At 61.3% G+C, this 24,153-nt stretch carries 26 protein-coding genes and 1 tRNA gene; 25 read left to right on the forward strand and 2 right to left on the reverse strand.

Annotation, left to right across the window (positions count from 1 at the left end):
- Positions 1 to 53 precede the first annotated feature (53 nt).
- The 25 genes from secG (at position 54) to GCT19_RS33995 (ending at position 21,924) form a co-directional block, all read left to right on the forward strand.
- The gene (secG, locus tag GCT19_RS33875) at positions 54 to 449 is read left to right on the forward strand and encodes a preprotein translocase subunit SecG (RefSeq protein ID WP_018431499.1); all 396 of its coding nucleotides are present in this window, start codon (positions 54 to 56) and stop codon (positions 447 to 449) included.
- A 112-nt stretch (positions 450 to 561) separates the two neighbouring features.
- Positions 562 to 646, forward strand: a tRNA-Leu gene (locus GCT19_RS33880).
- 158 nt (positions 647 to 804) lie between these two features.
- Positions 805 to 1,164: an NADH-quinone oxidoreductase subunit A gene (locus GCT19_RS33885; RefSeq protein WP_018420012.1), complete on the forward strand. Its 360-nt coding sequence runs from the start codon at positions 805 to 807 to the stop codon at positions 1,162 to 1,164.
- A 62-nt stretch (positions 1,165 to 1,226) separates the two neighbouring features.
- Positions 1,227 to 1,706 carry a NuoB/complex I 20 kDa subunit family protein gene (locus GCT19_RS33890; RefSeq protein ID WP_006052903.1) on the forward strand — a complete coding sequence of 160 codons (480 nt, stop codon included), beginning with the start codon at positions 1,227 to 1,229 and terminating at the stop codon, positions 1,704 to 1,706.
- Between the two features lie 20 nt (positions 1,707 to 1,726).
- Positions 1,727 to 2,329 carry an NADH-quinone oxidoreductase subunit C gene (locus GCT19_RS33895; RefSeq protein ID WP_018431498.1) on the forward strand — a complete coding sequence of 201 codons (603 nt, stop codon included), beginning with the start codon at positions 1,727 to 1,729 and terminating at the stop codon, positions 2,327 to 2,329.
- Positions 2,330 to 2,338: 9 nt separating this feature from the next.
- Positions 2,339 to 3,592 carry an NADH-quinone oxidoreductase subunit D gene (locus GCT19_RS33900; protein ID WP_152854377.1) on the forward strand — a complete coding sequence of 418 codons (1,254 nt, stop codon included), beginning with the start codon at positions 2,339 to 2,341 and terminating at the stop codon, positions 3,590 to 3,592.
- 133 nt (positions 3,593 to 3,725) lie between these two features.
- Entirely contained in the window at positions 3,726 to 4,211 is a 486-nt protein-coding gene (gene nuoE, locus GCT19_RS33905; RefSeq protein WP_013088938.1) for an NADH-quinone oxidoreductase subunit NuoE, read from the forward strand.
- Positions 4,208 to 5,536 (forward strand): NADH-quinone oxidoreductase subunit NuoF, encoded by a 1,329-nt coding sequence (nuoF, locus tag GCT19_RS33910; RefSeq protein WP_018431496.1) that lies wholly within the window; start codon positions 4,208 to 4,210, stop codon positions 5,534 to 5,536. Before nuoE ends, nuoF begins: the two co-directional genes overlap by 4 nt.
- A gap of 128 nt (positions 5,537 to 5,664) precedes the next feature.
- Positions 5,665 to 7,998 (forward strand): NADH-quinone oxidoreductase subunit NuoG, encoded by a 2,334-nt coding sequence (nuoG, locus tag GCT19_RS33915; protein ID WP_152854378.1) that lies wholly within the window; start codon positions 5,665 to 5,667, stop codon positions 7,996 to 7,998.
- On the forward strand, positions 7,999 to 9,063 hold the full coding sequence (gene nuoH / locus GCT19_RS33920; protein ID WP_013088941.1) for an NADH-quinone oxidoreductase subunit NuoH: 1,065 nt from the start codon (positions 7,999 to 8,001) through the stop codon (positions 9,061 to 9,063). It abuts the gene before it with no gap.
- A gap of 15 nt (positions 9,064 to 9,078) precedes the next feature.
- Positions 9,079 to 9,567, forward strand: coding sequence for an NADH-quinone oxidoreductase subunit NuoI (gene nuoI / locus GCT19_RS33925; protein ID WP_018431494.1), 489 nt, complete (start codon positions 9,079 to 9,081; stop codon positions 9,565 to 9,567).
- Between the two features lie 192 nt (positions 9,568 to 9,759).
- A complete protein-coding gene (locus tag GCT19_RS33930; RefSeq protein ID WP_013088943.1) occupies positions 9,760 to 10,452 on the forward strand; it encodes an NADH-quinone oxidoreductase subunit J in 693 nt (230 codons plus the stop codon).
- A 20-nt stretch (positions 10,453 to 10,472) separates the two neighbouring features.
- Positions 10,473 to 10,778 carry an NADH-quinone oxidoreductase subunit NuoK gene (nuoK, locus tag GCT19_RS33935; RefSeq protein WP_006052894.1) on the forward strand — a complete coding sequence of 102 codons (306 nt, stop codon included), beginning with the start codon at positions 10,473 to 10,475 and terminating at the stop codon, positions 10,776 to 10,778.
- 17 nt (positions 10,779 to 10,795) lie between these two features.
- Positions 10,796 to 12,862, forward strand: a complete 2,067-nt coding sequence (gene nuoL, locus GCT19_RS33940) for an NADH-quinone oxidoreductase subunit L (RefSeq protein WP_013088944.1) — start codon at positions 10,796 to 10,798, stop codon at positions 12,860 to 12,862.
- 14 nt (positions 12,863 to 12,876) lie between these two features.
- Positions 12,877 to 14,367 carry an NADH-quinone oxidoreductase subunit M gene (locus GCT19_RS33945; protein ID WP_018431493.1) on the forward strand — a complete coding sequence of 497 codons (1,491 nt, stop codon included), beginning with the start codon at positions 12,877 to 12,879 and terminating at the stop codon, positions 14,365 to 14,367.
- A 24-nt stretch (positions 14,368 to 14,391) separates the two neighbouring features.
- Positions 14,392 to 15,864 carry an NADH-quinone oxidoreductase subunit NuoN gene (gene nuoN, locus GCT19_RS33950; protein ID WP_013088946.1) on the forward strand — a complete coding sequence of 491 codons (1,473 nt, stop codon included), beginning with the start codon at positions 14,392 to 14,394 and terminating at the stop codon, positions 15,862 to 15,864.
- Positions 15,864 to 16,160: a DUF2818 family protein gene (locus GCT19_RS33955; protein ID WP_013088947.1), complete on the forward strand. Its 297-nt coding sequence runs from the start codon at positions 15,864 to 15,866 to the stop codon at positions 16,158 to 16,160. The genes nuoN and GCT19_RS33955 overlap by 1 nt, the downstream gene beginning before the upstream one ends.
- A 43-nt stretch (positions 16,161 to 16,203) precedes the next feature.
- Positions 16,204 to 16,794 (forward strand): NUDIX domain-containing protein, encoded by a 591-nt coding sequence (locus GCT19_RS33960; protein WP_013088948.1) that lies wholly within the window; start codon positions 16,204 to 16,206, stop codon positions 16,792 to 16,794.
- Positions 16,795 to 17,100: 306 nt separating this feature from the next.
- Positions 17,101 to 17,346 (forward strand): hypothetical protein, encoded by a 246-nt coding sequence (locus GCT19_RS43685; protein ID WP_152854379.1) that lies wholly within the window; start codon positions 17,101 to 17,103, stop codon positions 17,344 to 17,346.
- 63 nt (positions 17,347 to 17,409) lie between these two features.
- Positions 17,410 to 17,934: a helix-turn-helix transcriptional regulator gene (locus GCT19_RS33970; protein WP_152854380.1), complete on the forward strand. Its 525-nt coding sequence runs from the start codon at positions 17,410 to 17,412 to the stop codon at positions 17,932 to 17,934.
- 216 nt (positions 17,935 to 18,150) lie between these two features.
- Positions 18,151 to 18,576, forward strand: a complete 426-nt coding sequence (locus GCT19_RS33975) for a DUF1178 family protein (protein WP_152854381.1) — start codon at positions 18,151 to 18,153, stop codon at positions 18,574 to 18,576.
- 48 nt (positions 18,577 to 18,624) lie between these two features.
- Positions 18,625 to 19,821, forward strand: coding sequence for an acyl-CoA dehydrogenase family protein (locus GCT19_RS33980; protein WP_152854382.1), 1,197 nt, complete (start codon positions 18,625 to 18,627; stop codon positions 19,819 to 19,821).
- A 10-nt stretch (positions 19,822 to 19,831) separates the two neighbouring features.
- The gene (locus GCT19_RS33985) at positions 19,832 to 20,959 is read left to right on the forward strand and encodes an acyl-CoA dehydrogenase family protein (RefSeq protein WP_152854383.1); all 1,128 of its coding nucleotides are present in this window, start codon (positions 19,832 to 19,834) and stop codon (positions 20,957 to 20,959) included.
- Positions 20,960 to 20,992: 33 nt separating this feature from the next.
- Positions 20,993 to 21,451, forward strand: coding sequence for a MaoC family dehydratase (locus GCT19_RS33990; protein WP_018431487.1), 459 nt, complete (start codon positions 20,993 to 20,995; stop codon positions 21,449 to 21,451).
- Positions 21,448 to 21,924: a MaoC family dehydratase gene (locus GCT19_RS33995; RefSeq protein ID WP_152854384.1), complete on the forward strand. Its 477-nt coding sequence runs from the start codon at positions 21,448 to 21,450 to the stop codon at positions 21,922 to 21,924. Before GCT19_RS33990 ends, GCT19_RS33995 begins: the two co-directional genes overlap by 4 nt.
- Positions 21,925 to 22,023: 99 nt before the next feature.
- Here the strand turns inward: GCT19_RS33995 and GCT19_RS34000 are convergent, their stop codons facing one another.
- Positions 22,024 to 22,725, reverse strand: coding sequence for a glutathione binding-like protein (locus tag GCT19_RS34000; protein WP_152854385.1), 702 nt, complete (start codon positions 22,723 to 22,725; stop codon positions 22,024 to 22,026).
- 126 nt (positions 22,726 to 22,851) lie between these two features.
- Positions 22,852 to 24,111: an acyl-CoA dehydrogenase family protein gene (locus GCT19_RS34005; protein WP_018431484.1), complete on the reverse strand. Its 1,260-nt coding sequence runs from the start codon at positions 24,109 to 24,111 to the stop codon at positions 22,852 to 22,854.
- Between the last annotated feature and the right edge of the window lie 42 nt (positions 24,112 to 24,153).

Consider the following 24,153-nt stretch of genomic DNA (forward strand, 5'->3'; position numbering starts at 1 on the left):
TTCGCGCAGCACACAGTGTGCGGCGCGGTTAAATAAAGACTCAGGTGAGTGTAATGCTGTATTTGAAAACATTGATTATCGTCGTTCAGTTGTTGTCGGCGCTCGGGGTCATCGGACTCGTCTTGCTGCAGCACGGCAAAGGCGCCGACATGGGTGCGGCTTTCGGCAGTGGCGCATCGGGTAGCCTGTTCGGTGCGACGGGTTCGGCGAACTTCCTGTCGCGTACCACCGCGGTGCTCGCGGCGCTGTTCTTTGCCACGACCTTGGCGCTCACTTACCTTGGTGCGTATCACGTGAAGCCGTCGGCAGGCGTGCTGGGCGCGGCGGCTACTGCGCCGATCGCGGCTTCGCCTGCTTCTGCGCCGGCGGCGGGCTCGGCTCCGGTGGCGGCATCGCCCGCAGCGCCGGCTTCGCCTGCCTCGGTTCCGGCGACGGGCGTGCCGAAATAAATTTTCGGCAGGCGTGCTCTTGTGCGTTGAACAATCTGTTTAAACAAGTTACAATTCAAGTCTTGAAGCGATTCGCGGGTTTTACAAGTTGTTTTCCCGGATTGCATATAGTGCCGACGTGGTGAAATTGGTAGACACGCTATCTTGAGGGGGTAGTGGCGAAAGCTGTGCGAGTTCGAGTCTCGCCGTCGGCACCAAATGTTATCTAAATGCCAGCCGTTTGCTTCGCTTCGGCTGGCATTTTCACTTCTGGCGTATGGCGGGAGAGCTTGCGTCATGCGCGTTGAGGAAGTGATTTCGCGTTAGGGGTGCTATGCTCCTGACGGCACTCAGAACCAACCGATTGAGGATTGTCTTGAACCTCGCAGCCTATTTCCCCGTTTTGTTGTTCCTCATTGTGGGCACCGGTTTAGGCGTAGCACTGGTCAGTATCGGCAAGCTCCTCGGTCCCAACAAACCCGACACCGAAAAAAACGCACCGTACGAGTGCGGCTTCGAAGCATTCGAAGATGCGCGCATGAAGTTCGACGTGCGCTACTACCTCGTCGCCATTCTCTTCATCATTTTCGACCTTGAAACCGCGTTCCTGTTCCCGTGGGGCGTGGCATTGCGTGACATCGGCTGGGCTGGGTTCACGGCAATGATGATTTTCCTGCTCGAGTTCCTGCTTGGTTTTGCCTACATCTGGAAGAAGGGCGGCCTCGACTGGGAATGATGGATTAATCGCCGGTTTGCGTGGGTGGCCAGGCTCGCCGCCCCGTCTGGAGTGGAAAGCAAATGAGTATCGAAGGGGTCTTGAAAGAAGGGTTTGTCACCACCACGGCAGACAAACTGATCAACTGGACGCGCACCGGCTCGCTGTGGCCGATGACGTTCGGTCTCGCGTGCTGCGCGGTCGAGATGATGCATGCGGGCGCCGCCCGTTATGACCTCGACCGTTTCGGTGTGGTGTTCCGTCCGAGTCCGCGTCAGTCGGACGTGATGATCGTCGCCGGCACGCTTTGCAACAAGATGGCGCCCGCTCTGCGCAAGGTCTACGACCAGATGGCAGAGCCGCGCTGGGTGATCTCGATGGGCTCGTGCGCGAACGGCGGCGGCTATTACCACTACTCGTACTCGGTGGTGCGCGGCTGCGACCGGATCGTCCCGGTCGACGTGTACGTGCCGGGTTGCCCGCCCACAGCGGAGGCGCTGGTGTACGGCGTGATCCAGCTGCAAGCCAAGATTCGCCGCACCAACACCATCGCCCGTCAATAAGGCTCACGCCTCCTCACAATATGGCAAGCAAACTCGAGACCCTGAAAGCGAACCTCGAGGCGGCCTTTGGCGGCCTCCTGATGAGCGTGACCGAGTCGGTCGGTGAATTGACGATCGTCGTCAAGGCTGGCGACTACCTCAACGTGGCAAAGCGCTTGCGCGACGACCGCTCGCTCGGTTTTGAGCAGTGTGTCGACCTGTGCGGCGTCGATTACCAGACCTATGCCGAAGGCGCTTACGACGGCCCGCGTTTTGCAGCAGTGCTGCATCTGCTGTCGGTGCAGAACAACTGGCGTCTGCGTTTGCGCGTATTCGCGCCGGACGACGACATGCCGATCCTGCCGTCCGTCGTCGATATCTGGAATTCGGTCAACTGGTACGAGCGCGAAGCGTTCGACCTGTACGGCATCGTCTTCGAAGGTCATCCGGACCTGCGCCGCATTTTGACCGACTACGGTTTTATCGGTCATCCGTTCCGCAAGGATTTCCCGGTCTCCGGCTACGTCGAGATGCGTTACGACCCGGAAGAGAAGCGCGTCGTCTATCAGCCGGTGACGATCGAGCCGCGGGAAATCACGCCGCGCGTGATCCGCGAGGATCGCTATGGCGGTCTGAAACACTAAGAGAACGTCATGGCAGAGATCAAGAACTACACGCTCAACTTTGGTCCGCAGCACCCGGCAGCGCACGGTGTGCTGCGTCTCGTGCTCGAACTCGACGGCGAAGTGATCCAGCGCGCCGACCCGCACATCGGTCTGCTGCATCGCGCGACTGAAAAGCTCGCCGAAAGCAAGACGTTCATCCAGTCGGTGCCGTACATGGACCGTCTCGACTACGTGTCGATGATGGTCAACGAGCACGGTTACGTGCTCGCCATCGAGAAGTTGCTCGGTATCGACGTGCCGGTGCGCGCGCAATACATCCGCGTACTGTTCGACGAAGTCACGCGCGTGTTGAATCACCTGATGTGGATCGGCGCGCACGCCCTCGACGTCGGTGCAATGGCGGTGTTCCTGTACGCGTTCCGCGAGCGCGAAGACCTGATGGACGTGTACGAAGCGGTGTCGGGCGCGCGCATGCACGCGGCTTACTATCGTCCGGGCGGCGTCTATCGCGATCTGCCTGACGCAATGCCGCAATACAAGGCGTCGAAGATTCGCAATGCGAAGGCATTGTCGAAGATGAACGAGAACCGTCAGGGTTCGCTGCTCGACTTCATCGACGACTTCTTCACGCGTTTTCCGAAGTGCGTCGACGAATACGAAACGCTGCTCACCGACAACCGGATCTGGAAGCAACGTCTGGTCGGCATCGGTGTGGTTAGCCCCGAGCGCGCGCTGCAGCTCGGCATGACCGGCGCGATGCTGCGTGGCTCGGGCATCGAGTGGGATCTGCGCAAGAAGCAGCCGTATGAAGTTTATGACAAGCTCGACTTCGACATTCCGGTCGGCGTGAATGGCGACTGCTATGACCGCTATCTGGTGCGTGTCGAAGAAATGCGTCAGTCCACGCGTATCGCGAAACAGTGCATTGAGTGGTTGCGTAAAAATCCGGGCCCGGTAATGACGGACAATCACAAGGTTGCGCCGCCGTCGCGCGTCGGCATGAAGTCGAACATGGAAGATCTGATCCATCACTTCAAGCTGTTCACCGAAGGCTTCCATGTGCCGGAAGGCGAGGCGTACGCGGCAGTCGAACATCCGAAGGGCGAGTTCGGCATCTATCTGATCTCGGACGGCGCCAATAAACCGTATCGCCTGAAGATTCGCGCGCCGGGCTATGCACACCTGTCCTCGCTCGACGAAATGGCGCGCGGTCACATGATCGCCGACGCCGTGACGATCATCGGCACGCAGGACATCGTGTTCGGCGAAGTGGATCGCTAGGACGTATTCATCGACGCGCGTCCGCAGTGGTCGCACCGCCACGCGCGTCAAGCAAAGGAACGCCGGGTCTGTCGCAGTTTCACGTGAGCGACAGGTTTTCGTTCGGTAGGAATTGAAAGAGTCGTGTCTGAAAATGATCTCAGCTGAAGGCCTGAAAGAAATCGATCGTGCGGTCGCAAAATACCCCGCCGATCAGAAACAGTCCGCCGTGATGTCGGCGTTGGCCACTGCTCAAACCGAGCATGGCTGGCTGTCGCCCGAACTCATGCAGTTCGTCGCGGATTATCTCGGCATGCCGGCAATCGCCGTGCAGGAGGTAGCGACCTTCTACACGATGTATGAGACCTCGCCGGTCGGTAAGTTCAAGATCACGCTCTGCACGAACCTGCCGTGCCAGCTCGGCCCGGACGGCGGTTCCGAAAGCGCCGCTGAATACCTGAAGCAGAAGCTCGGCATCGACTTCGGCGAAACCACGCCCGATGGCAAATTCACGCTCAAAGAAGGTGAGTGCATGGGTTCGTGCGGCGACGCGCCGGTGATGCTGGTGAACAACCAACGCATGTGCAGCTTCATGAGCCGCGAGAAGATCGACCAGCTGCTCGAGGAACTTTCGAAATGACGGCTTTACACGATCGTCACATCAAACCGCTGATTCTCGCCGGCCTGAACGGCGACAACTGGCATCTCGAAGACTACGTGGCGCGCGGCGGTTACGCCCAGCTGCGTCGCATCCTGGAAGAAAAGATCGCGCCCGAGCAGGTGATCGCCGACGTCAAGGCGTCGGGTCTGCGCGGCCGCGGTGGTGCGGGTTTCCCGACCGGTCTGAAGTGGAGCTTCATGCCGCGCCAGTTCCCGGGCCAGAAGTACCTTGTCTGTAATTCGGACGAAGGCGAGCCGGGTACGTTCAAGGACCGCGACATTCTGCGCTTCAATCCGCATTCGTTGATCGAAGGTATGGCGATCGGCGCGTACGCGATGGGCATCACGGTCGGCTACAACTATATTCACGGCGAAATCTGGGAAGTCTATAAGCGCTTCGAAGAAGCGTTGGAAGAAGCTCGCCGCGCCGGGTTCCTCGGCGACAACATCATGGGCTCGGGCTTCTCCTTCCAACTGCATGCGCACCACGGTTACGGCGCGTATATCTGCGGCGAGGAAACCGCGCTGCTCGAATCGATCGAGGGCAAGAAGGGTCAGCCGCGCTTCAAACCGCCGTTCCCGGCGAGCTTCGGTGTGTACGGCAAGCCCACCACGATCAACAACACCGAAACGTTCGCGGCGGTGCCGTTCCTGCTCGCCATCGGCCCGCAGAATTACCTTGAAATCGGTAAGCCGAACAACGGCGGTACGAAGATTTTCTCGGTGTCGGGCGACGTCGAGCGGCCGGGCAACTACGAAATTCCGCTCGGCACGCCGTTCGCCACGCTGATGGAACTCGCCGGCGGCATGCGCGGCGGCAAGAAGATCAAGGCCGTGATTCCTGGCGGTTCATCGGCGCCGGTGATTCCGGGCGACACGATGATGCAGACCGACATGGATTACGACTCGATTGCGAAGGCCGGCTCGATGCTCGGCTCGGGCGCGGTGATCGTGATGGACGAGACGCGCTGCATGGTGCGCTCGTTGCTGCGCCTGTCGTACTTCTATTACGAAGAGTCGTGCGGTCAATGCACGCCTTGCCGTGAAGGCACGGGTTGGCTGTATCGCGTCGTGCATCGTATCGAGCATGGTCTCGGCCGCCAGGAAGATCTGGATCTGCTGAACTCGGTCGCGGAAAACATCATGGGCCGCACCATCTGCGCGCTCGGCGACGCGGCAGCCATGCCGGTTCGGGGCATGCTCAAGCACTACTGGGACGAATTCGAATATCACGTCGCCCACAAGCATTGCCTCGTCGGCGGTCATGCCGGCACGGCGGCGGCGCCCGAAACAGTGGCAGCCTGAGTCGCGCCGACAGATTTGGCTGACAAATAACTACCAGACGAACACCTCAACCGCAGGATTCATCGCCCGAAGCGGGCGATGAACAGGCGAACGATTGAGCGGTAACAGGTTAAGGAAGATTGACCATCATGGTTGAACTGGAAATAGACGGCAAGAAAGTCGAGGTGCCTGAAGGCAGCATGGTGATCCAGGCTGCACATAAGGTCGACACCTACATTCCTCACTTCTGCTATCACAAGAAGCTGTCGATTGCGGCCAATTGCCGGATGTGTCTGGTCGATGTCGAGAAGATGCCGAAGGCCGTGCCTGCGTGCGCGACCCCTGTGTCGGCCGGCATGATCGTGCGCACCAAGTCGGACAAGGCGGTGAAGGGCCAGCAAGCTGTGATGGAATTCCTGCTGATCAACCATCCGCTCGACTGCCCGATCTGCGACCAGGGCGGCGAATGCCAACTGCAGGATCTGGCTGTCGGTTACGGCAAGTCGTCATCGCGCTATAGCGAAGAAAAGCGCGTGGTGTTCCACAAGAACGTGGGCCCGCTGATCTCGATGGAAGAGATGTCGCGCTGCATTCACTGCACGCGTTGTGTTCGCTTCGGCCAGGAAATCGCCGGTGTGATGGAACTCGGCATGCTGGGCCGCGGCGAGCATTCGGAAATCACGTCGTTTGTCGGCAAGACGGTCGACTCCGAACTGTCGGGCAACATGATCGACCTGTGCCCGGTCGGCGCGCTCACCAGCAAGCCGTTCCGCTACAGCGCCCGTACGTGGGAGCTGTCACGCCGCAAGTCGGTGAGCCCGCACGATTCCGTCGGCGCGAACCTCATCGTGCAGGTGAAGAACAATCGCGTGATGCGCGTTCTGCCGTTCGAGAACGAAGCGATCAACGAGTGCTGGATTTCGGACAAGGACCGCTTCTCGTACGAAGGCCTCAACAGCCCCGAGCGTCTGACCAAACCGATGCTCAAGCAGGGCGGCCAGTGGGTCGAAACCGACTGGCAGACCGCGCTCGATTACGTGGTCAAGGGTCTGAAGGGCATCGCGGGCGACCACGGCGCGAACGCGCTTGCGGCGCTGTCGAGCGCGCACAGCACGGTCGAAGAACTGTTCCTCCTGAAGCAGATCGCGCAAGCGGTCGGCACGCCGAACATCGACTTCCGTCTGCGTCAGTCGGATTTCTCGGCGCCCGTTACCGGCGCGCCGTGGCTCGGCGGCACGATCGCCGATCTGTCGAACGTCGACGCGGCGCTCGTGATCGGCTCGGATCTGCGCCGTGATCATCCGCTGTTCGCGGCGCGTCTGCGCCAGGTCGCACGCGGCGGCTCGGCGCTCACGCTGATCCAGGCCACCAACGACGACGCGATGATCCCGCAGGCGCATCGTGTGGTCGCGGCACCGTCGGCATGGCTCGACGCACTCGCGGGAATCGCCGGCGCGGTGGGCGAAGCGAAGGGCGTCGCGCTACCGGAAGCATTCGCGGGCACGCAGCCGTCGGACGCACACAAGCAGATCGCGAAATCGCTGACCAACGGCGCACTGCGCGTCGTGCTGCTCGGCAACGAAGCGGTCCGTCACCCGGACTTCGCGGCGATTCATGCCGCGGCGCAATGGATTGCCGACGCGACCGGCGCTACGCTCGGTTTCCTGACCGAAGCGGCCAACACGGTCGGCGCGCACCTCGTGAACGCGCTGCCGGGCGAAAGCGGTCTGAATGCACGCGAAGTGTTCGAGCAGCCGCGCAAGGGCTATCTGCTGTTGAACCTCGAACCCGAATTCGACACGGCCAATCCGGCGCAGGCGCTTGCCGCGCTGAAGCAGGCCGAAATGGTCGTCGTGATGTCGCCGTTCCAGACCGGCGCCGACTACGCCGACGTGTTGCTGCCGATTGCACCGTTCACCGAAACAGGCGGTTCGTTCGTCAACGCGGAAGGCACGGTGCAGGCTTTCAACGGCGTCGTGCGTCCGCTCGGCGACACGCGTCCGGCGTGGAAGGTATTGCGCGTGCTGGGCAGCCTGCTCGGCGCGCCGGGCTTCGAATACGACACGGTTGAAGAAGTGCGCACGGCTGCGCTCGGCGACGGCGAACTCAGTTCGCGTCTGTCGAACCGTACTGGCGTCGCGCTGACGCGCGGCAAGGCCGTGAAGGCGGCGGAAGGCAAGTTCGAGCGTCTCGCGAACGTGCCGATCTATCATGCCGACGCGCTGGTGCGTCGTGCGGAGTCGCTGCATCTGACCGCGGCGGCCCGTACGGCGAATTCGGTCGGCCTGCCGGCAGCGCTGTTCGATAAACTGGGTTTGAAAGAGGGCGACGCGGTGCGCGTTCGTCAGGGCGAGCAAGCGGTGCAGTTGCCGGCCGTGCGCGACGCGAATCTTGCGGAGACGGTCGTCCGCGTATCGGCGGCTACGCCTGCCGGTGCAGCGCTGGGCAGCCTGTTCGGTGAACTGGTGGTGGAGAAGGCGTAAATGAGCTTGTTCGATACGATCAACTCGGGCGGCGCCCAGCTTCTCGGTGTGGCATGGCCCACGGTGTGGGCACTCGTGCGCATCCTGGTGGTGGCCGTCGTGATCCTGCTGTGCGTCGCTTACCTGATCCTCTGGGAGCGCAAGCTGATCGGCTGGATGCACGTGCGTCTCGGTCCTAACCGCGTCGGCCCCGGCGGCCTTTTGCAGCCAATCGCCGACGTCCTGAAACTGCTGCTCAAGGAAGTGATTCAGCCCGCCCAGGCGAGCCGCTGGATCTATGTCATCGCGCCGATCATGGTGGTGGTGCCGGCGTTCGCGGTGTGGGCGGTGATCCCGTTCCAGGCAGGCGCGGTGCTCGGCGACATCAACGCGGGCCTGCTGTACGCGATGGCGATCTCGTCGATCGGCGTGTACGGCGTGATTCTGGCCGGCTGGGCGTCGAACTCGAAATACGCGTTCCTCGGTGCGATGCGCGCCGCCGCGCAGATGGTCTCGTACGAAATCTCGATGGGCTTCGCGCTGGTGGTCGTGCTGATGACGGCCGGTACGCTGAACCTGTCGGGCATCGTCGGCTCACAGGAGCAGGGCTTCTTCGCCTCGCACGGCCTGAATTTCCTGTCGTGGAACTGGCTGCCGCTGCTGCCGATGTTCGTCGTGTACTTCATCTCGGGCATCGCCGAAACGAACCGTCACCCGTTCGACGTGGTGGAAGGCGAATCGGAAATCGTCGCGGGCCACATGATCGATTACTCGGGTATGGCGTTCGCGCTGTTCTTCCTCGCCGAGTACATCAACATGATCGTGATCTCGGCGTTGGCTGCAACACTGTTCCTCGGCGGCTGGAGCGCACCGTTCGGGTTCCTGTCGTTCATCCCGGGCATCGTCTGGCTCGTCGCCAAGGTTTTCTTCCTGTTGTCGGTGTTCATCTGGGCGCGTGCCACGTTCCCGCGCTATCGCTATGACCAGATCATGCGTCTCGGCTGGAAGGTCTTCATTCCAGTTTGCGTGGTGTGGCTCGTGGTGGTCGGCTTCTGGATCATGTCGCCGTTGAACATCTGGAAATAAAGGGCGGACGAACCTATGACCGCAATCCAAAACTTCTTCAAGACTTTCTTCCTCACGGAACTGCTGAAAGGCCTCGCGCTGACCGGACGCTACACGTTCCAGCGCAAGGTCACCGTGCAGTTCCCGGAAGAAAAGACCCCGATCTCGCCGCGTTTCCGCGGTCTGCATGCGCTGCGCCGCTATGAAAACGGCGAAGAGCGCTGCATCGCCTGCAAGCTGTGCGAAGCAGTGTGCCCGGCGCTCGCGATCACGATCGAATCGGAAACGCGCGCGGACAACACGCGCCGCACGACGCGCTACGACATCGACCTGACCAAGTGCATCTTCTGCGGTTTCTGCGAAGAGAGCTGCCCGGTCGACTCGATCGTCGAGACGCACATTCTCGAGTATCACGGCGAGAAACGCGGCGACCTGTACTTCACGAAGGAAATGCTGCTGGCCGTCGGCGACCGCTACGAAGCAGAAATCGCCGCCAACAAGGCGGCCGACGCACCGTATCGTTGAAGCGCTTTCCCGCTGATGCAGTAAATGCGGCAGTAAAAGCAGTAACACGGCCTGCTGTCGGGCCGACCGCCGCGGCCTGAACGCCGCGGCACGGCGCACCTGTGTGGCGGCACGGGCGGTTTGGTCCGCTTTTGCCAATCACGCGTGCCAAAGAACAATGCCTGACGATGGCCTAACGATGAACCGGTAATCATGGAATTCACGACCGTACTGTTCTACATCTTCGCGCTGCTCCTCGTGGTTTCAGGGCTGAAGGTGATCACCTCGCGCAACCCGGTGGCGTGCGCACTGTTTCTGGTGCTGGCGTTCTTCAACGCAGCCGCGATCTGGATGCTGCTCGAGGCCGAGTTCCTTGCGATCCTGCTGGTGCTGGTCTACGTCGGCGCGGTGATGGTGCTGTTCCTGTTCGTCGTGATGATGCTGGACATCAATCTCGACGTGCTGCGCAAGGACTTCAAACGCTTCGTGCCGATGGCGTCGGCAGTGGGCGCGATCATCGTGATCGAGACCGCGCTGATCCTGTGGCATGGCTACGGCGCGACCGCCACCGCGCTCCACGACACGGCCTCGGCCGCCGCCGGTATGGGCGACTGGTCGAACACGCGCCTGATCGGCAAGGTCATTTACACCAACTACATCTTCGCGTTCGAAATCGCGGGCCTGATTCTGCTGGTCGCCATCATCGCGGCGATCGCGCTGACCACGAGCCACAAGAAGGACAGCAAGCGTCAGAACGTCAGCGCGCAGGTCAAGGTGCGTGCCCAGGACCGCGTGCGCGTCGTGAAGATGCCGTCGGAGAAAACCGCGGCGACCATCGCGGCGGAACAAGCGGCAGCCGCGGCAGCCGCAGCAGCAGCCGACTCGGCAGCAGCCAAGAACAGCTGAGCGGACAGGAGATAGAAATCATGTTGACCCTTGCTCATTACCTTGTCCTCGGCGCGATCCTGTTTGCGATCAGCATCGTCGGCATTTTCCTGAACCGTCGCAACGTCATCATCATCCTGATGGCGATCGAACTGATGCTGCTCGCGGTGAACACCAATTTTGTCGCGTTCTCGCACTACCTGGGCGACGTGCACGGCCAGATTTTCGTCTTCTTCGTGCTGACGGTTGCGGCAGCCGAAGCGGCGATCGGTCTCGCAATTCTGGTGACCCTGTTCCGTAGTCTCGACACGATCAATGTCGAGGATCTCGATCAGCTCAAAGGTTAATTTCAGGAAAAGCGGTTATGTCCACGATACTCAATGAAAACCTGCTGTTGGCAATTCCGCTGGCACCGCTCGCCGGTTCCCTGGTTGCAGGGCTGTTCGGCAAGGCGATAGGACGGGCGGGTGCGCATTCGGTCACGATCCTCGGCGTCGCGATTTCGTTCATCCTGTCGGTCATGGTCTTCTTGCAGGTGATGGACGGCGCGAGCTTTAACGCGACCGTTTATCAATGGATGTCGATCGGCAAGACACAGCTGGAAGTCGGTTTCCTGGTCGACTCGCTGACCGCGATGATGATCGTCGTGGTCAACTTCGTGTCGCTGATGGTGCACATCTACACGATCGGCTACATGGCCGACGACGACGGCTACCAGCGCTTCTTCTCGTACATCTCGCTGTTCACGTTCTCGATGCTGATGCTCGTAATGAGCAACAACTTCCTGCAGCTGTTCTTCGGCTGGGAAGCGGTGGGTCTCGTTTCGTACCTGCTGATCGGCTTCTACTTCAAGCGTGAAAGCGCGATCTACGCGAACATGAAGGCGTTCATCGTGAACCGCGTCGGCGACTTCGGTTTCCTGCTCGGCATTGGTCTGCTGTTCGCGTTCGCCGGTTCGATGAACTACGGCGAAGTCTTCGCAAAGCGTACCGAACTCGCGGCGCTGAACTTCCCGGGTACCGACTGGGGCCTGCTGACGGTGGCCTGCATTTGCCTGTTCATCGGCGCGATGGGTAAGTCGGCGCAGTTCCCGCTGCACGTGTGGCTGCCGGACTCGATGGAAGGCCCGACGCCGATCTCCGCACTGATTCACGCGGCGACCATGGTGACGGCCGGTATCTTCATGGTCACGCGCATGTCGCCGCTGTTCGAGCTGTCGGATACGGCGTTGTCGTTCGTCATGGTCATCGGTGCGATTACCGCGCTGTTCATGGGTTTCCTCGGCATCGTCCAGAACGACATCAAGCGGGTGGTCGCTTATTCCACGCTGTCGCAGCTCGGCTACATGACGGTCGCGCTCGGCGCGTCGGCTTACTCGGTTGCCGTGTTCCACCTGATGACGCACGCGTTCTTCAAGGCGCTGCTGTTCCTCGGCGCGGGTTCGGTGATCATCGGCATGCATCACGATCAGGACATGCGCAACATGGGCGGTCTGCGCAAGTACATGCCGATCACGTGGATCACGTCGCTGATCGGTTCGCTCGCGCTGATCGGCACGCCGTTCTTCTCGGGCTTCTACTCGAAAGACTCGATCATCGATGCGGTGAAGCTGTCGCATCTGCCGGGCTCGGGTTTCGCGTACTTCGCGGTGGTCGCAAGCGTGTTCGTGACCGCGTTGTATTCGTTCCGTATGTATTTCATGGTGTTCCACGGCGAGGAGCGTTTCCGCAATCCGAAGCACCCGGAATCGCCGATGGGCGCAGAAGCCGCGTCGCATGCACATGGCGCGCACGGCCACGACGACCATGGTCATGGTCACGACGACCACGCTCACGAGCCGCACGAAACGCCGTGGGTCGTGTGGGTGCCGCTCGTGCTGCTGGCGATTCCGTCGATCGTGATCGGCGCGATCGGTGTCGGTCCGATGCTGTTCGGCGACTTCTTCCAGCACGGCGTCGCGTTCGACAAGGTGATCTACATCAGCGAGAACCATCCGGCGCTGCGTGAGATGGCCGAAGAGTTCCAGGGCTGGGCGTCGATGGGCCTGCACTCAGTGTCGGGTCTGCCGGTTTGGCTCGCGCTCGCTGGCGTGGTCGTCGCATGGTTCCTGTATCTGGTCCGTCCGGATCTGCCCGCTGTCATCAAGCGCGCATTCGGCCCGATCTACACGTTGCTCGATAACAAGTACTACATGGACAAGATCAACGAAGTCGTGTTTGCGCGGGGTGCGGTGGCCATTGGCCGGGGTCTGTGGAAGGAAGGCGACGTGGTCGTGATCGACGGCATCGTCAACGGCAGCGCACGCTTTATCGGCTGGTTCGCTAGCGTGATCCGCTTCCTCCAATCCGGCTACATCTACCACTACGCGTTCGCCATGATCATCGGCATGCTGGGGCTCCTGACCCTGTTTGTAACGCTCGGCGGCAAATAAGGCGAGGGACACTCATGCACGCTTATCCGATTCTCAGCATCGCGATCTGGTTGCCGATCTTCTTCGGCCTGCTGGTCCTCGCGATCGGCAACGACGAGAACCCCGCTCCCGCGCGCTGGATCTCGTTGATCGGCTCGGTCCTGAGCTTTCTCGTCACGCTGCCGCTGATCACCAGCTTCGATTCGAGCACCGCCGATCTGCAGTTCGTCGAGCAGGCGAACTGGATCCAGCGCTTCCACATCATGTATCACCTCGGCGTGGACGGCATTTCGATGTGGTTCGTCTCGTTGACCGCGTTGATCACGGTGATCGTCGTGATCGCAGGGTGGGAAGTGATCACGAAGAATGTCGGCCAGTACCTCGCGGCCTTCCTGATCCTGTCGGGCATCATGGTCGGCGTGTTCAGCGCGGCGGACGGCATGCTGTTCTACGTGTTCTTCGAAGCGACGCTGATTCCGATGTACATCATCATCGGTGTGTGGGGCGGGGCGAACCGTGTGTACGCGGCGTTCAAGTTCTTCCTGTACACGCTGGCGGGCTCGCTGCTGATGCTGGTTGCGTTGATCTATCTGTACAACGAGACCGGCTCGTTCGACATCGCGACGTGGCAGCACGCGCAGATCGCGATGACGCCGCAGGTGCTGCTGTTTATCGCGTTCTTCCTGGCCTTCGCGGTGAAGGTGCCGATGTGGCCCGTGCACACGTGGTTGCCGGACGCACACGTGGAAGCGCCTACCGGCGGTTCGGTCGTGCTGGCCGCGATCATGCTGAAGCTCGGTGCGTATGGTTTCCTGCGCTTCTCGCTGCCGATCACGCCTGATGCGAGCCATTTCCTCGCACCGGTCATCATCACGCTGTCGCTGATCGCCGTGATCTATATCGGTCTCGTTGCGATGGTGCAGGCTGACATGAAGAAGCTGGTCGCGTATTCGTCGATCGCGCACATGGGCTTTGTCACGCTCGGCTTCTTTATCTTCAATCAGCTCGGCGCGGAAGGCGCGATCGTGCAGATGATCTCGCACGGCTTCGTGTCGGGCGCAATGTTCCTGTGCATCGGCGTGCTGTACGACCGCATGCACTCGCGTCAGATCGCTGATTACGGCGGTGTCGTCAACGTGATGCCGAAGTTCGCGGCATTCGTAATGCTGTTCGCGATGGCGAATTGCGGCTTGCCGGGCACCTCCGGTTTCGTCGGCGAATTCATGGTGATTCTGGCTTCCGTCCAGTACAACTTCTGGATCGCGAGCGGCGCGGCTGTGACGCTGATTCTCGGCGCGGCCTACACACTGTGGATGTACAAGCGTGTCTACTTCGGCGCGGTCGCGAACGACCACGTGAAGAGCCTGGTCGACATCGACCGTCGCGAATTTTTCATGCTGGCAGTGCTCGCCGCACTGACGCTGTTCATGGGCCTGTATCCGAAGCCCTTTACCGATGTGATGCACGTATCCGTGGAAAACCTCCTCTCCCACGTTGCGCAATCGAAGCTGCCGTTGCCTCAGTAACGACGAGCGGAGGAACTTAAGACCATGCAAAACGCCCCTATGACTGCTCTGTTGCCTGACGCACTGGTGATGTTCGCCATTGTCATCGCGTGGCTCAACGACACGTTCGTCGGCCCAGAGGGTCGCCGTACCACGTATTTCATCGCGTTCTTCTCGACGCTCGTCGCCGGGATCTGGTTCGCGATCAATGCGTTCGACCCGCAAGTGCATTACTTCTTCGATCACATGTACGTGGTCGATCCGTTCGCCAACGTGATGAAGGCGGTGGTGTCGCTCGGCTATGCGGTGACGATCGTTTATTCGCGTCGCTATCTCGAAGACCGTAGCCTGTTCCGTGGCGACTTCTTCCTGCTCGGCATGTTCTCGCTGCTCGGCCAGATCGTAATGATCTCGGGCAACAACTTCCTGACGCTGTATCTCGGTCTCGAACTGATGTCGTTGTCGCTGTACGCAGTGATCGCGCTGCGCCGCGAAGTCGCGTCGTCGAACGAAGCAGCGATGAAGTACTACGTGCTCGGCGCGCTGGCTTCCGGTTTCCTGCTGTACGGAGTTTCGATGCTGTACGGCGCGACCGGCTCGCTGGACCTGAACGAAGTGTTCAAGGCGATTAACACGAGCCACTACGATCCGACCGTGCTGCTGTTCGGCGTGATCTTCATCGTGGCGGGCGTGGCGTTCAAGATGGGCGCGGTGCCGTTCCATATGTGGGTGCCTGACGTGTACCAGGGTGCACCGACGGCGATGACGCTCATCGTCGGTGGCGGTCCGAAGGTCGCGGCGTTCGCGTGGGGTCTGCGTTTCCTCGTGATGGGCCTGCTGCCGCTCGCGGTCGAATGGCAACAGATGCTGGTGATTCTGGCGGCGCTGTCGCTGATCGTCGGCAACATCACCGGTATCGTGCAGCGCAACGTCAAGCGGATGCTCGCGTATTCGGCGATCTCGAACATGGGCTTCGTGTTGCTGGGCCTGCTTGCCGGCGTGGTCGATCAGAAGACCACGGGCGCCGCGAGCGCGTACGGCTCGGCGATGTTCTACAGCATCGTCTACCTGATCACGACGCTCGGCACCTTCGGCGTCATCATGCTGCTCGCGCGCCGCGACTTCGAAGCGGACACGCTGGAGGACTTCAAGGGCCTCAATCAGCGCAGCGCGGTCTTCGCGTTCGTGATGATGATCATGATGTTCTCGCTCGCGGGTATTCCGCCGGCAGTCGGCTTCTACGCGAAGCTCGCCGTGCTGCAAGCGACGATGAACGCAGGCCTGACCTGGCTCACCGTGCTTGCCGTGATCACGTCGCTGTTCGGCGCGTTCTACTACCTGCGTATCGTCAAACTGATGTACTTCGACGAACCGCAAGACAAGTCGGTGATCGTGGCGGACACGAGCACGCGTGCGTTGCTCGCGTTGAACGGCGTTGCCGTGCTGGTGCTCGGTATCGTGCCTGATCCGCTGCTGCGCGCCTGCCTGCAGGCTATTCAGCACACGCTGCTGCTCTGATGTCCGCTGCGGGCTGGTTTATCGTGCTGTTGGCGCTAGTCGGCGCCAACCTGCCGTTCCTGAATCAGCGGCTCTTCGCCGCGGTGCCGTTGAAAGCGGCGAAAAAAAGCGCCTGGCTCCGGATTGCCGAATTGATCGTGCTGTATTTCGTGGTCGGAACGCTGGGCTTTCTGCTCGAAGCGCGCGCGGGAAATCGCTTCGAGCAGGGCTGGCAGTTCTACGCGATCACGTTCGCGCTGTTCGTCGTGTTCGCGTTTCCCGGCTTTACCTTCCAATATCTCGTCAAACGCCGCTGACGGCGTCCCGCCGTCGCGCGCCTGGCTGTTCTGAGGTCCGCACATGGCTGAACTTCCCAATCACGACGCCGCGCTAACCGAGACTTGTATCGACAGCAAAACGGTCCATCAAGGACCGTTCATGACGGTCAAGTACGATACGGTCCGACTGCCGGACGGCAAACACGCGACGCGCGAATACGTTCAGCATCCGGGCGCCGTCATGGTGATCCCCTTGTTCGACGACGGTCGCGTGCTGCTCGAAAGTCAGTATCGCTATCCGATGGGCAAGGTGATGGTCGAATATCCGGCCGGCAAGCTCGACCCGAACGAGGGTGCGCTGGCGTGCGCGGTGCGGGAACTGCGCGAGGAAACCGGCTATACCGCGCGCGAGTACGTGTACCTGACACGGATTCACCCGATCATTTCCTACTCGACCGAATTCATCGATATCTATCTCGCGCGGGGCTTGACCGCGGGCGAGCGCAAGCTGGACGAAGGCGAGTTTCTCGAACTGTTCACCGCGACCGTGGAGCAAGTGTCCGAGTGGGTGCGCACGGGCAAGATCACGGATGTGAAGACGATCATCGGTACCTTCTGGCTCGAGAAAGTGCTGTCGGGTACGTGGCCGACTGAGGCGCCCGAGACGGTATAAGCTCGCGTCTTCCCGATGGCTGATCCGCGTTGCGGTTTAACGAAGCCCCTGTTGGTCGATGACCGGCAGGGGCTTTGTCATTGGCTGCGCGGTTTCTTTCTGGCTGAACAATAGGCTGCTTCCTATGCCATCTAGCTGGCTCGTCGTGGCCCCGACGGCCGGCTAGTATGAACCCTCCGGTCACCGAGTCCGTCGTCGATTTTTGTTTTGGATAACCGACGCTAGTCATCGGAGTGATCTGATTTCACCTCAATCCGAGGTTGTCAATTGACAACTCAAGATTGAGCGACTACATTGGAGGTGTCGATGGTTCGACGAAGGCACACGAAGAAGGAGATCGAGGCCGCATTGGCGTACGCGGAGCAGCACGGCTGGCGCGTTCAGGACGGCGGAAGAGGTCATGCGTGGGGAAAAATCTATTGCCCGTACCACGACGCCGAATGTCGTTGCGGAGAGTTCTGTATATCGAGCGTCTGGAGTACGCCGAAAAATCCCGGCAATCACGCCAGACACTTGCGGCGCATCGTCGGCAACTGCGCGGCACGGCGCTAGTGGCTTCGTAGGTAGCAAACCGGAATCGCAATAACCTGGGCTCAACAAAGACAGGAGTAACGTATGGAATATGTGTTCACGTTGAAGTACCGCCTCGCTGCGGAAGATTGCGATGCAGACGCAATCGTCGAGCGGTTGGGCGAAGCGGGGTGCGACGACGCCACGATTGGCGTCGGGCAACCGGGCCGCCTCGCGCTGCTTTTCACCCGTGAAGGCGCGAGCGCATTCGAGGCTGTCACCAGCGCGCTCAAGGATGTGAAACGCGCAGTGCCGTCCGCGCAGCTGGCAGAGGCAGGACCTGACTTCGTGGGGCTGACCGACGTAGCCGAAATGGCGGGCGTGTCGCGGCAAAACATGCGCAAGCTGATGCTGAACAACGCCATCGACTTCCCGCCGCCGGTCCACGAAGGCAGTGCGTCGGTATGGCATCTGACGGACGTGCTCGAATGGCTGATCGCGCGGGGCGGGTACGAGATTGAGATCGGTGTGGCGGACGTCGCAAAACTGGCGAAGCAGATCAATCTGACGAAGGAGGCCCGTCAGATCGAACCGCGTGTGAGCCGTCGACTCGGCAACCTCGTGGCGTAACGGGGCGCCACAAGCGGGCTGGAGAAGCGAGCGAATGCGGCACCGTTTACCGCTCGGGCCGCCTTCGGCAGCACATGCCGTAAAGCGTTAAAATCGCGCACCCGCGTGATATTCCCCTGCGGCAGCTGGCGGCTGCGCGTCGGCCTTAAAGTTTTACGAACGATCGTTCACAAATTTCCATTTTGCGCTAAACTGGCACGCAAGCCCTGATTCCACATGAAGGTCCTCGATTTACAGTGTCCGCATGGCCATCGGTTCGAAGGCTGGTTCGCTTCGGCTGATGACTTCGAGTCGCAGCAGTCCCGCAAGCTCGTCGAATGTCCGATCTGCGGTGCGCACGAGGTGAGCCGTTTGCCGTCGGCACCGCGTCTGAATCTGTCGGGCGCGACCGACTCGAAAACGCCGGCGGGCATGGAGCAAATGCAGGCGCACATGATTCGGGCGCTGCGCGAGGTACTGGAGAAGACCGAGAACGTGGGCGACCGCTTCGCCGAGGAAGCGCGGCGCATTCACTACAACGAAGCGCCCGCGCGCAGTATTCGCGGTGTCACGACACCGGAGGATGCGCGTGCCTTGGTCGAGGAAGGCATCGAAGTGATGCCGCTACCGGTTCCGGCTGCGCTGAAGGAACCACTGCAGTAGCGCAGTGGCTCCGGGCGGCTGGGTGGTGGCGGCCAGGAGACACTACGCATGAATCTGGACTATTCCCCCGCTGAAGACGCGTTCCGCGCCGACATCCGCGCCTGGCTCGAAGCGAATCTACCTCGCGAGCTGAGCAGCAAGGTTCTAAATCACAAACGTCTTTCCCGCGAAGACTTCGCAAGCTGGCACAGGCTGCTCGGCACGCGAGGCTGGTCGGCGGTCGCGTGGCCGCGCGAATATGGCGGCCCCGGCTGGGACGCGACGCAACGACATATCTGGGAAGAAGAGTGCGCGCGTATTGGCGCACCTACCGTGCTGCCTTTCGGCGTGTCGATGGTTGCGCCAGTGCTGATGAAATACGGTAACGAGGCGCAGAAGCGCCGCTATCTGCCGCGTATTCTCGACGGCACTGACTGGTGGTGTCAGGGCTATTCGGAGCCGGGATCGGGTTCCGACCTGGCGTCGCTGCGCACCCGCGCTGAGCGCGTCAGTGATCATTACGTGGTCAATGGTCAGAAGACCTGGACCACACTCGGCCAGCACGCCGACATGATGTTCTGCCTCGTACGCACCGACAGCGGCGCCAAAAAGCAGGAGGGCATCTCGTTCCTTCTGATCGACATGAAAACGCCGGGCATCACGGTGCGGCCCATCATCACGCTCGACGAAGATCACGAAGTCAATGAAGTGTTCTTCGAGGACGTCAAAGTGCCGGTCGACAATCTGGTCGGCGAAGAAAACCGCGGCTGGACTTATGCGAAATATCTGCTCGGGCACGAGCGAACCGGCATCGCGCGAGTCGGTGCATCGAAACGTGAACTGGTGTTTCTCAAGCGTGTCGCGCTGAATCAGAAAAAGAACGGCAAGCCGCTGCTGCACGACCCGGTATTTGCGGCAAAGGTCGCGAGTCTCGAAATCGAGTTAATGGCGCTCGAAGTCACCGTACAGCGCGTGGTGGCCAACGAGGCGGGCGGTCGCGGCCCGGGCCCGGAAGCGTCGATGCTGAAGATCAAGGGCACGGAAGTGCAACAGGGGCTCACGGAACTGATGTTCGCAGCGATCGGTCCGCTGGCCGCGCCGTTCGACGTACCGTTCCTCGAAGGCGAACGCGAGCACAGTCTTGCCGGCGACGACGATGCCGCGCCGCTTGCCGCGTACTACTTCAACTTCCGCAAGACGTCGATTTATGGCGGCTCGAACGAAATTCAAAAGAACATCATCGCGCAGATGATTCTCGGACTTTGAGGAGCGGCGCATGGACTTCACTTTCAACGACGAACAGCAGCAATTTGCCGATGCGCTGCGACGCTATCTCGAGAAGAGCTACGGCTTCGAAGCGCGCCAGGCGATCGTGCGCTCGGAGGCGGGCGTATCGGCCGCGCACTGGGCTGCGTTCACCGAGTTGGGGCTGACCGCGTTGCCGGTGCCGGAAGCGCAGGGCGGCTTCAACGGCGGCCCGATCGACATGCTCGTGGTCATGCAGGAGCTCGGCCGCGCGCTCGTCGTCGAGCCGTATTGGGCGACGGCGGTCGGCATCGAAGCGTTGCGGCTCGCCGGCACCGGCGACGGCGAAGATGCCGCCCTGCTCGAACGGGCGGCCCAGGGCGAAGGCAAGCTGGCCGTGGCGTTTCATGAGCCGCATGCCCGCTACGATCTGTTCGACGTCGCGACGATCGCGAGCGGGCAGGGCGCGCAGCAAACGCTGAGCGGCACAAAATCTGTCGTGCTGCACGGCGCGCAGGCGGACCACTGGATCGTGCCGGCGCGCCTCGATGGGGAGATCGCACTCTTTGTCGTTGCGCGCGACGCGGCCGGTGTCACGCTCACCGAATACCGCACGATCGACGGTCAACGCGCCGCAACGCTCGAATTCAACGGCACGCCCGCGCGCCGGCTCGCCGGCGAACATGCGGGGGCGGCAACGCTCGAGCAGATCGCCGACTACGGCACGCTGCTGCTGTGCGCGGAGGCGATCGGCGCGCTCGACGCGCTCAATCACGCCACCGTCGAGTACACGAAAACGCGCCAGCAGTTCGGCCAGCCGATCGCGCGTTTCCAGGCGCTACAGCATCGCATGGTCGAGATGCTGATCCACGCGGAGCAGGCGCGTTCTATCACGTATCTGGCGGCGATGCGCTATGCAACTGAAGACGCGATCGAACGCCGCCGCGCGATCTCCGCGGCCAAGGTTCGGGTCGGCCAGGCCGCCCGTTTCGTCGGTCAACAGGCGGTGCAGTTGCACGGCGGCATGGGCGTCACGAATGAAGTGGCGGCCGCGCATCTGTTCAAGCGCCTCGCGATCATCGAGACCACGCTCGGCGACGTCGATCATCATCTTGCGCGATTTGCCGCGCTGCCGGGATTTGCAGTCGCCGAAGTCTGATCGGGCCGTTCCACCGAACAAAGGAGGTGCACGATGAAAATATGTTTCGAAGACATGGAAGTGGGTACGAGCCACGAAATCGGCAAGCACACTTTCACCCGCGAGGAAATTGTCGAGTTCGCGCAGAAGTTCGATCCGCAGCCGTTTCATCTCGACGAAGCTGCCGCGGCCGAATCGCCGTTCCGCGGCCTCGTCGCGAGCGGCTGGCACACCTGCTCGGTGATGATGGGCATGCTCGTGCGCAAGGTGCTGGCGGATTCGACGTCGATGGGTTCGCCCGGCATCGACGAAGTCCGCTGGCTGAAGCCGGTGCGAGTCGGCGACACGATCACGATGATCAACGTCATCGTCGATAAGCGGGTGTCGCAGAGCAAGCCCGATCGCGGCATCGTGTCGACGCGCTGGGAGGGTATCAATCAGCACGGCGACACGGTGATCACAGTGCGCTCAAACGGCATGTTCGGTCTGCGCAATCCGGGAGCGGCGGCATGACGGCGAGCGCGGCGACGATCGCCGCTTTCGATAATGCGGACGCTTTGCGCGCGCTCATCGGCGCGGAGCCGCGGGTCAGCGAATGGCTGAGCGTCGATCAGGACAGGGTCGACCGTTTCGCCGAGGCGACCGGCGATCATCAGTGGATTCACATCGATCCCGAGCGGGCCAAACGGGAATCGCCGTTTGGCGGGCCGATCGCGCATGGGTTTCTGACGCTGTCGCTGATTCCGGCTTTGCTCGGCGCAACGGTGAAGATCGAGCAACGTATGGGCGTCAACTACGGCTTGAACCGTGTGCGTTTCATGTCGCCGGTGCTCGTGGGGTCATCGCTGCGTGGGAAGTTCGTCGTCGAGTCGGTGACCGACGTAGACAACAACGGCGTGCAAATCGCGTGGAACGTCACGCTGGAGCGTCAGGGCGGCGAACGACCGGTGTGCGTCGCGGAGTTCATCACGCGGCATTACTTCTAGCGTTTGCCCTTCGCGGAGGAAATGAACAAGCGCGAGCCGGCAGGGATGCCGCTCGCGCTTTCTGCTCGTGTCGAGCCGCGTCAGCGAGACTGCCCGCAACTAGTGTTTCGCGTACTGCGTCGCGCCAAACAGAATTTCTTTCGCCTTGTCGTCCATCAGCGGCACGCGCGCGGATGCGAGCACGTCGACGCCGCGCACTACCGCCGGCCGCGCGGCGATCTCTTCATGCCAGCGCTTCACGTTCGGCAACGTATCGAGGTCGACGCCCTGATTTTTCCACGAACGGGTCCACGGAAACGCGGCGATGTCCGCGATCGTATAGTCGTTGCCAGCGAGATAACGCGTCTTGCCGAGTTGCGTGTCCATCACGCCGTACAGGCGTCGCGCCTCGTTGGTGTAGCGGTTGACCGCATATTCGATCTGCTCGGGTGCATACACGCGGAAGTGATGCGTTTGGCCGAGCATCGGACCGAGGCCGCCCATCTGGAACATCAGCCATTGCAGTGCTGCGTAGCGCGCGGCCGGGTCGGCTGGAAGAAACTTGCCGGTTTTCTCGGCCAGATAAATCAGAATTGCACCCGATTCGAATAGCGCGAACGGCCGTCCGTCGGCGCCTTTCGGACCTTCGGAATCGACCAGCGCGGGAATCTTGTTGTTGGGACTGATGGCAAGAAATTCGGGCTTGAACTGGTCACCGGCACCGATGTTCACGGCATGCACGTTGTAGGGTAGGCCCGTCTCTTCGAGCATGATATGAATCTTGTGGCCGTTCGGGGTCGCCCAGCTATAGACATCGATCATCCTGGCTCCTTGTTCGTCGAAGCGGCGCCGCAAAGAGGGCGCCGCCGTTGTCGAAAATTAGAGCATAGATCGCGCGATGCTGCTTGCAGTGACCTCAACGGCCGCACCCACTTTGGGCCGAAGCGCTCAAACGCGGGTGACCGGCATCTCCACGCGGCCCGCCGCGCCCGCATCCATATGACGCGCGAGTTCGAGCTTGGCGATCGCGTTGCGGTGCACTTCGTCGGGGCCGTCGGCGAAACGCAGTGTGCGCGCCGACGCATACGCATACGCGAGCGGGAAATCATCACTGACACCGCCGCCGCCGTGTGCCTGAATCGCCCAGTCGATCACCTGACACGCCATGTTCGGCGCGACCACCTTGATCATCGCGATCTCGCCGCGCGCGCCCTTGTTGCCGACGGTGTCCATCATGTACGCGGTCTTCAACGTAAGCAGACGCGCCTGCTCGATCATGCAGCGCGCTTCGGCGAGACGCTCCTGCGTGACGCCTTGCGATGCAACCGGCTTGCCGAACGCGACACGTTGCAGCGAGCGCTTCGCCATCAGTTCGAGCGCGCGTTCGGCGAGACCGATCAGGCGCATGCAGTGATGGATGCGCCCCGGGCCGAGACGGCCTTGCGCGATTTCGAAGCCGCGGCCTTCGCCGAGCAGCAGGTTGGTGGCGGGCACGCGCACGTTGTCGAGCGTGATCTCCATGTGGCCGTGCGGCGCGTCGTCGTAACCGAACACTGTGAGCGGACGATGCACGGTGATGCCTGCGGCGTCAGCGGGCACGAGGATCATCGACTGCTGCTGATGGCGTGGCGCGGCGGGATCGGTCTTGCCCATCACGATATAGATCGCGCAGCGCGGGTCGCCCGCACCCGACGACCACCACTTATGGCCATTGATCACATAATGGTCGCCATCGCGCACGATGCTAGTCTGGATGTTCGTCGCATCCGACGACGCGACCTCCGGCTCCGTCATCAGAAACGCCGAACGGATCTGACCTTGCAGCAGCGGTTCGAGCCACTCGCGCTTGTTGTCTTCGCTGCCGTAGCGCTCGATCGTCTCCATGTTGCCGGTGTCCGGCGCGTTGCAGTTGAACACTTCGGGCGCCCAGGGCACGCGGCCCATGATCTCGCACAGCGGCGCGTATTCGAGATTCGTCAGGCCGGCGCCGCGCTCCGATTGCGGCAGGAACAGATTCCACAGGCCGGCATCGCGCGCCTTCTGCTTCAATTGCTCGATCAGTTCGGTGGGCACCCATGCATTGCCGTTCTGGCGATTGCGCGCGATCTCCGCATAGAACGCCTGCTCGTTCGGATAAATGTGCTCGTCGAAAAAGGCGAGCAGTTTTTCGCGCAACGCCTGGACCTTCGGGGTGTAATCGAAATTCATCTGGGACCTCGCGGGTAACGGACTGCGAATAATGGGGGAGCA

The sequence above is a fragment of the Paraburkholderia atlantica genome (assembly GCF_009362785.1).
Classification (GTDB): Bacteria; Pseudomonadota; Gammaproteobacteria; order Burkholderiales; family Burkholderiaceae; genus Paraburkholderia; species Paraburkholderia atlantica.

Coding starts and splice junctions, on each gene's coding strand:
- secG (WP_018431499.1), top strand. CDS start 54: ATGCTGTATTTGAAAACATTGATTATCGTCGTTCAGTTGTTGTCGGCG.
- GCT19_RS33890 (WP_006052903.1), top strand. CDS start 1,227: ATGAGTATCGAAGGGGTCTTGAAAGAAGGGTTTGTCACCACCACGGCA.
- GCT19_RS33895 (WP_018431498.1), top strand. CDS start 1,727: ATGGCAAGCAAACTCGAGACCCTGAAAGCGAACCTCGAGGCGGCCTTT.
- GCT19_RS33900 (WP_152854377.1), top strand. CDS start 2,339: ATGGCAGAGATCAAGAACTACACGCTCAACTTTGGTCCGCAGCACCCG.
- nuoE (WP_013088938.1), top strand. CDS start 3,726: ATGATCTCAGCTGAAGGCCTGAAAGAAATCGATCGTGCGGTCGCAAAA.
- nuoF (WP_018431496.1), top strand. CDS start 4,208: ATGACGGCTTTACACGATCGTCACATCAAACCGCTGATTCTCGCCGGC.
- nuoG (WP_152854378.1), top strand. CDS start 5,665: ATGGTTGAACTGGAAATAGACGGCAAGAAAGTCGAGGTGCCTGAAGGC.
- nuoH (WP_013088941.1), top strand. CDS start 7,999: ATGAGCTTGTTCGATACGATCAACTCGGGCGGCGCCCAGCTTCTCGGT.
- nuoI (WP_018431494.1), top strand. CDS start 9,079: ATGACCGCAATCCAAAACTTCTTCAAGACTTTCTTCCTCACGGAACTG.
- GCT19_RS33930 (WP_013088943.1), top strand. CDS start 9,760: ATGGAATTCACGACCGTACTGTTCTACATCTTCGCGCTGCTCCTCGTG.
- nuoK (WP_006052894.1), top strand. CDS start 10,473: ATGTTGACCCTTGCTCATTACCTTGTCCTCGGCGCGATCCTGTTTGCG.
- nuoL (WP_013088944.1), top strand. CDS start 10,796: ATGTCCACGATACTCAATGAAAACCTGCTGTTGGCAATTCCGCTGGCA.
- GCT19_RS33945 (WP_018431493.1), top strand. CDS start 12,877: ATGCACGCTTATCCGATTCTCAGCATCGCGATCTGGTTGCCGATCTTC.
- nuoN (WP_013088946.1), top strand. CDS start 14,392: ATGCAAAACGCCCCTATGACTGCTCTGTTGCCTGACGCACTGGTGATG.
- GCT19_RS33955 (WP_013088947.1), top strand. CDS start 15,864: ATGTCCGCTGCGGGCTGGTTTATCGTGCTGTTGGCGCTAGTCGGCGCC.
- GCT19_RS33960 (WP_013088948.1), top strand. CDS start 16,204: ATGGCTGAACTTCCCAATCACGACGCCGCGCTAACCGAGACTTGTATC.
- GCT19_RS43685 (WP_152854379.1), top strand. CDS start 17,101: ATGGTTCGACGAAGGCACACGAAGAAGGAGATCGAGGCCGCATTGGCG.
- GCT19_RS33970 (WP_152854380.1), top strand. CDS start 17,410: ATGGAATATGTGTTCACGTTGAAGTACCGCCTCGCTGCGGAAGATTGC.
- GCT19_RS33975 (WP_152854381.1), top strand. CDS start 18,151: ATGAAGGTCCTCGATTTACAGTGTCCGCATGGCCATCGGTTCGAAGGC.
- GCT19_RS33980 (WP_152854382.1), top strand. CDS start 18,625: ATGAATCTGGACTATTCCCCCGCTGAAGACGCGTTCCGCGCCGACATC.
- GCT19_RS33985 (WP_152854383.1), top strand. CDS start 19,832: ATGGACTTCACTTTCAACGACGAACAGCAGCAATTTGCCGATGCGCTG.
- GCT19_RS33990 (WP_018431487.1), top strand. CDS start 20,993: ATGAAAATATGTTTCGAAGACATGGAAGTGGGTACGAGCCACGAAATC.
- GCT19_RS33995 (WP_152854384.1), top strand. CDS start 21,448: ATGACGGCGAGCGCGGCGACGATCGCCGCTTTCGATAATGCGGACGCT.
- GCT19_RS34000 (WP_152854385.1), bottom strand. CDS start 22,725: ATGATCGATGTCTATAGCTGGGCGACCCCGAACGGCCACAAGATTCAT.
- GCT19_RS34005 (WP_018431484.1), bottom strand. CDS start 24,111: ATGAATTTCGATTACACCCCGAAGGTCCAGGCGTTGCGCGAAAAACTG.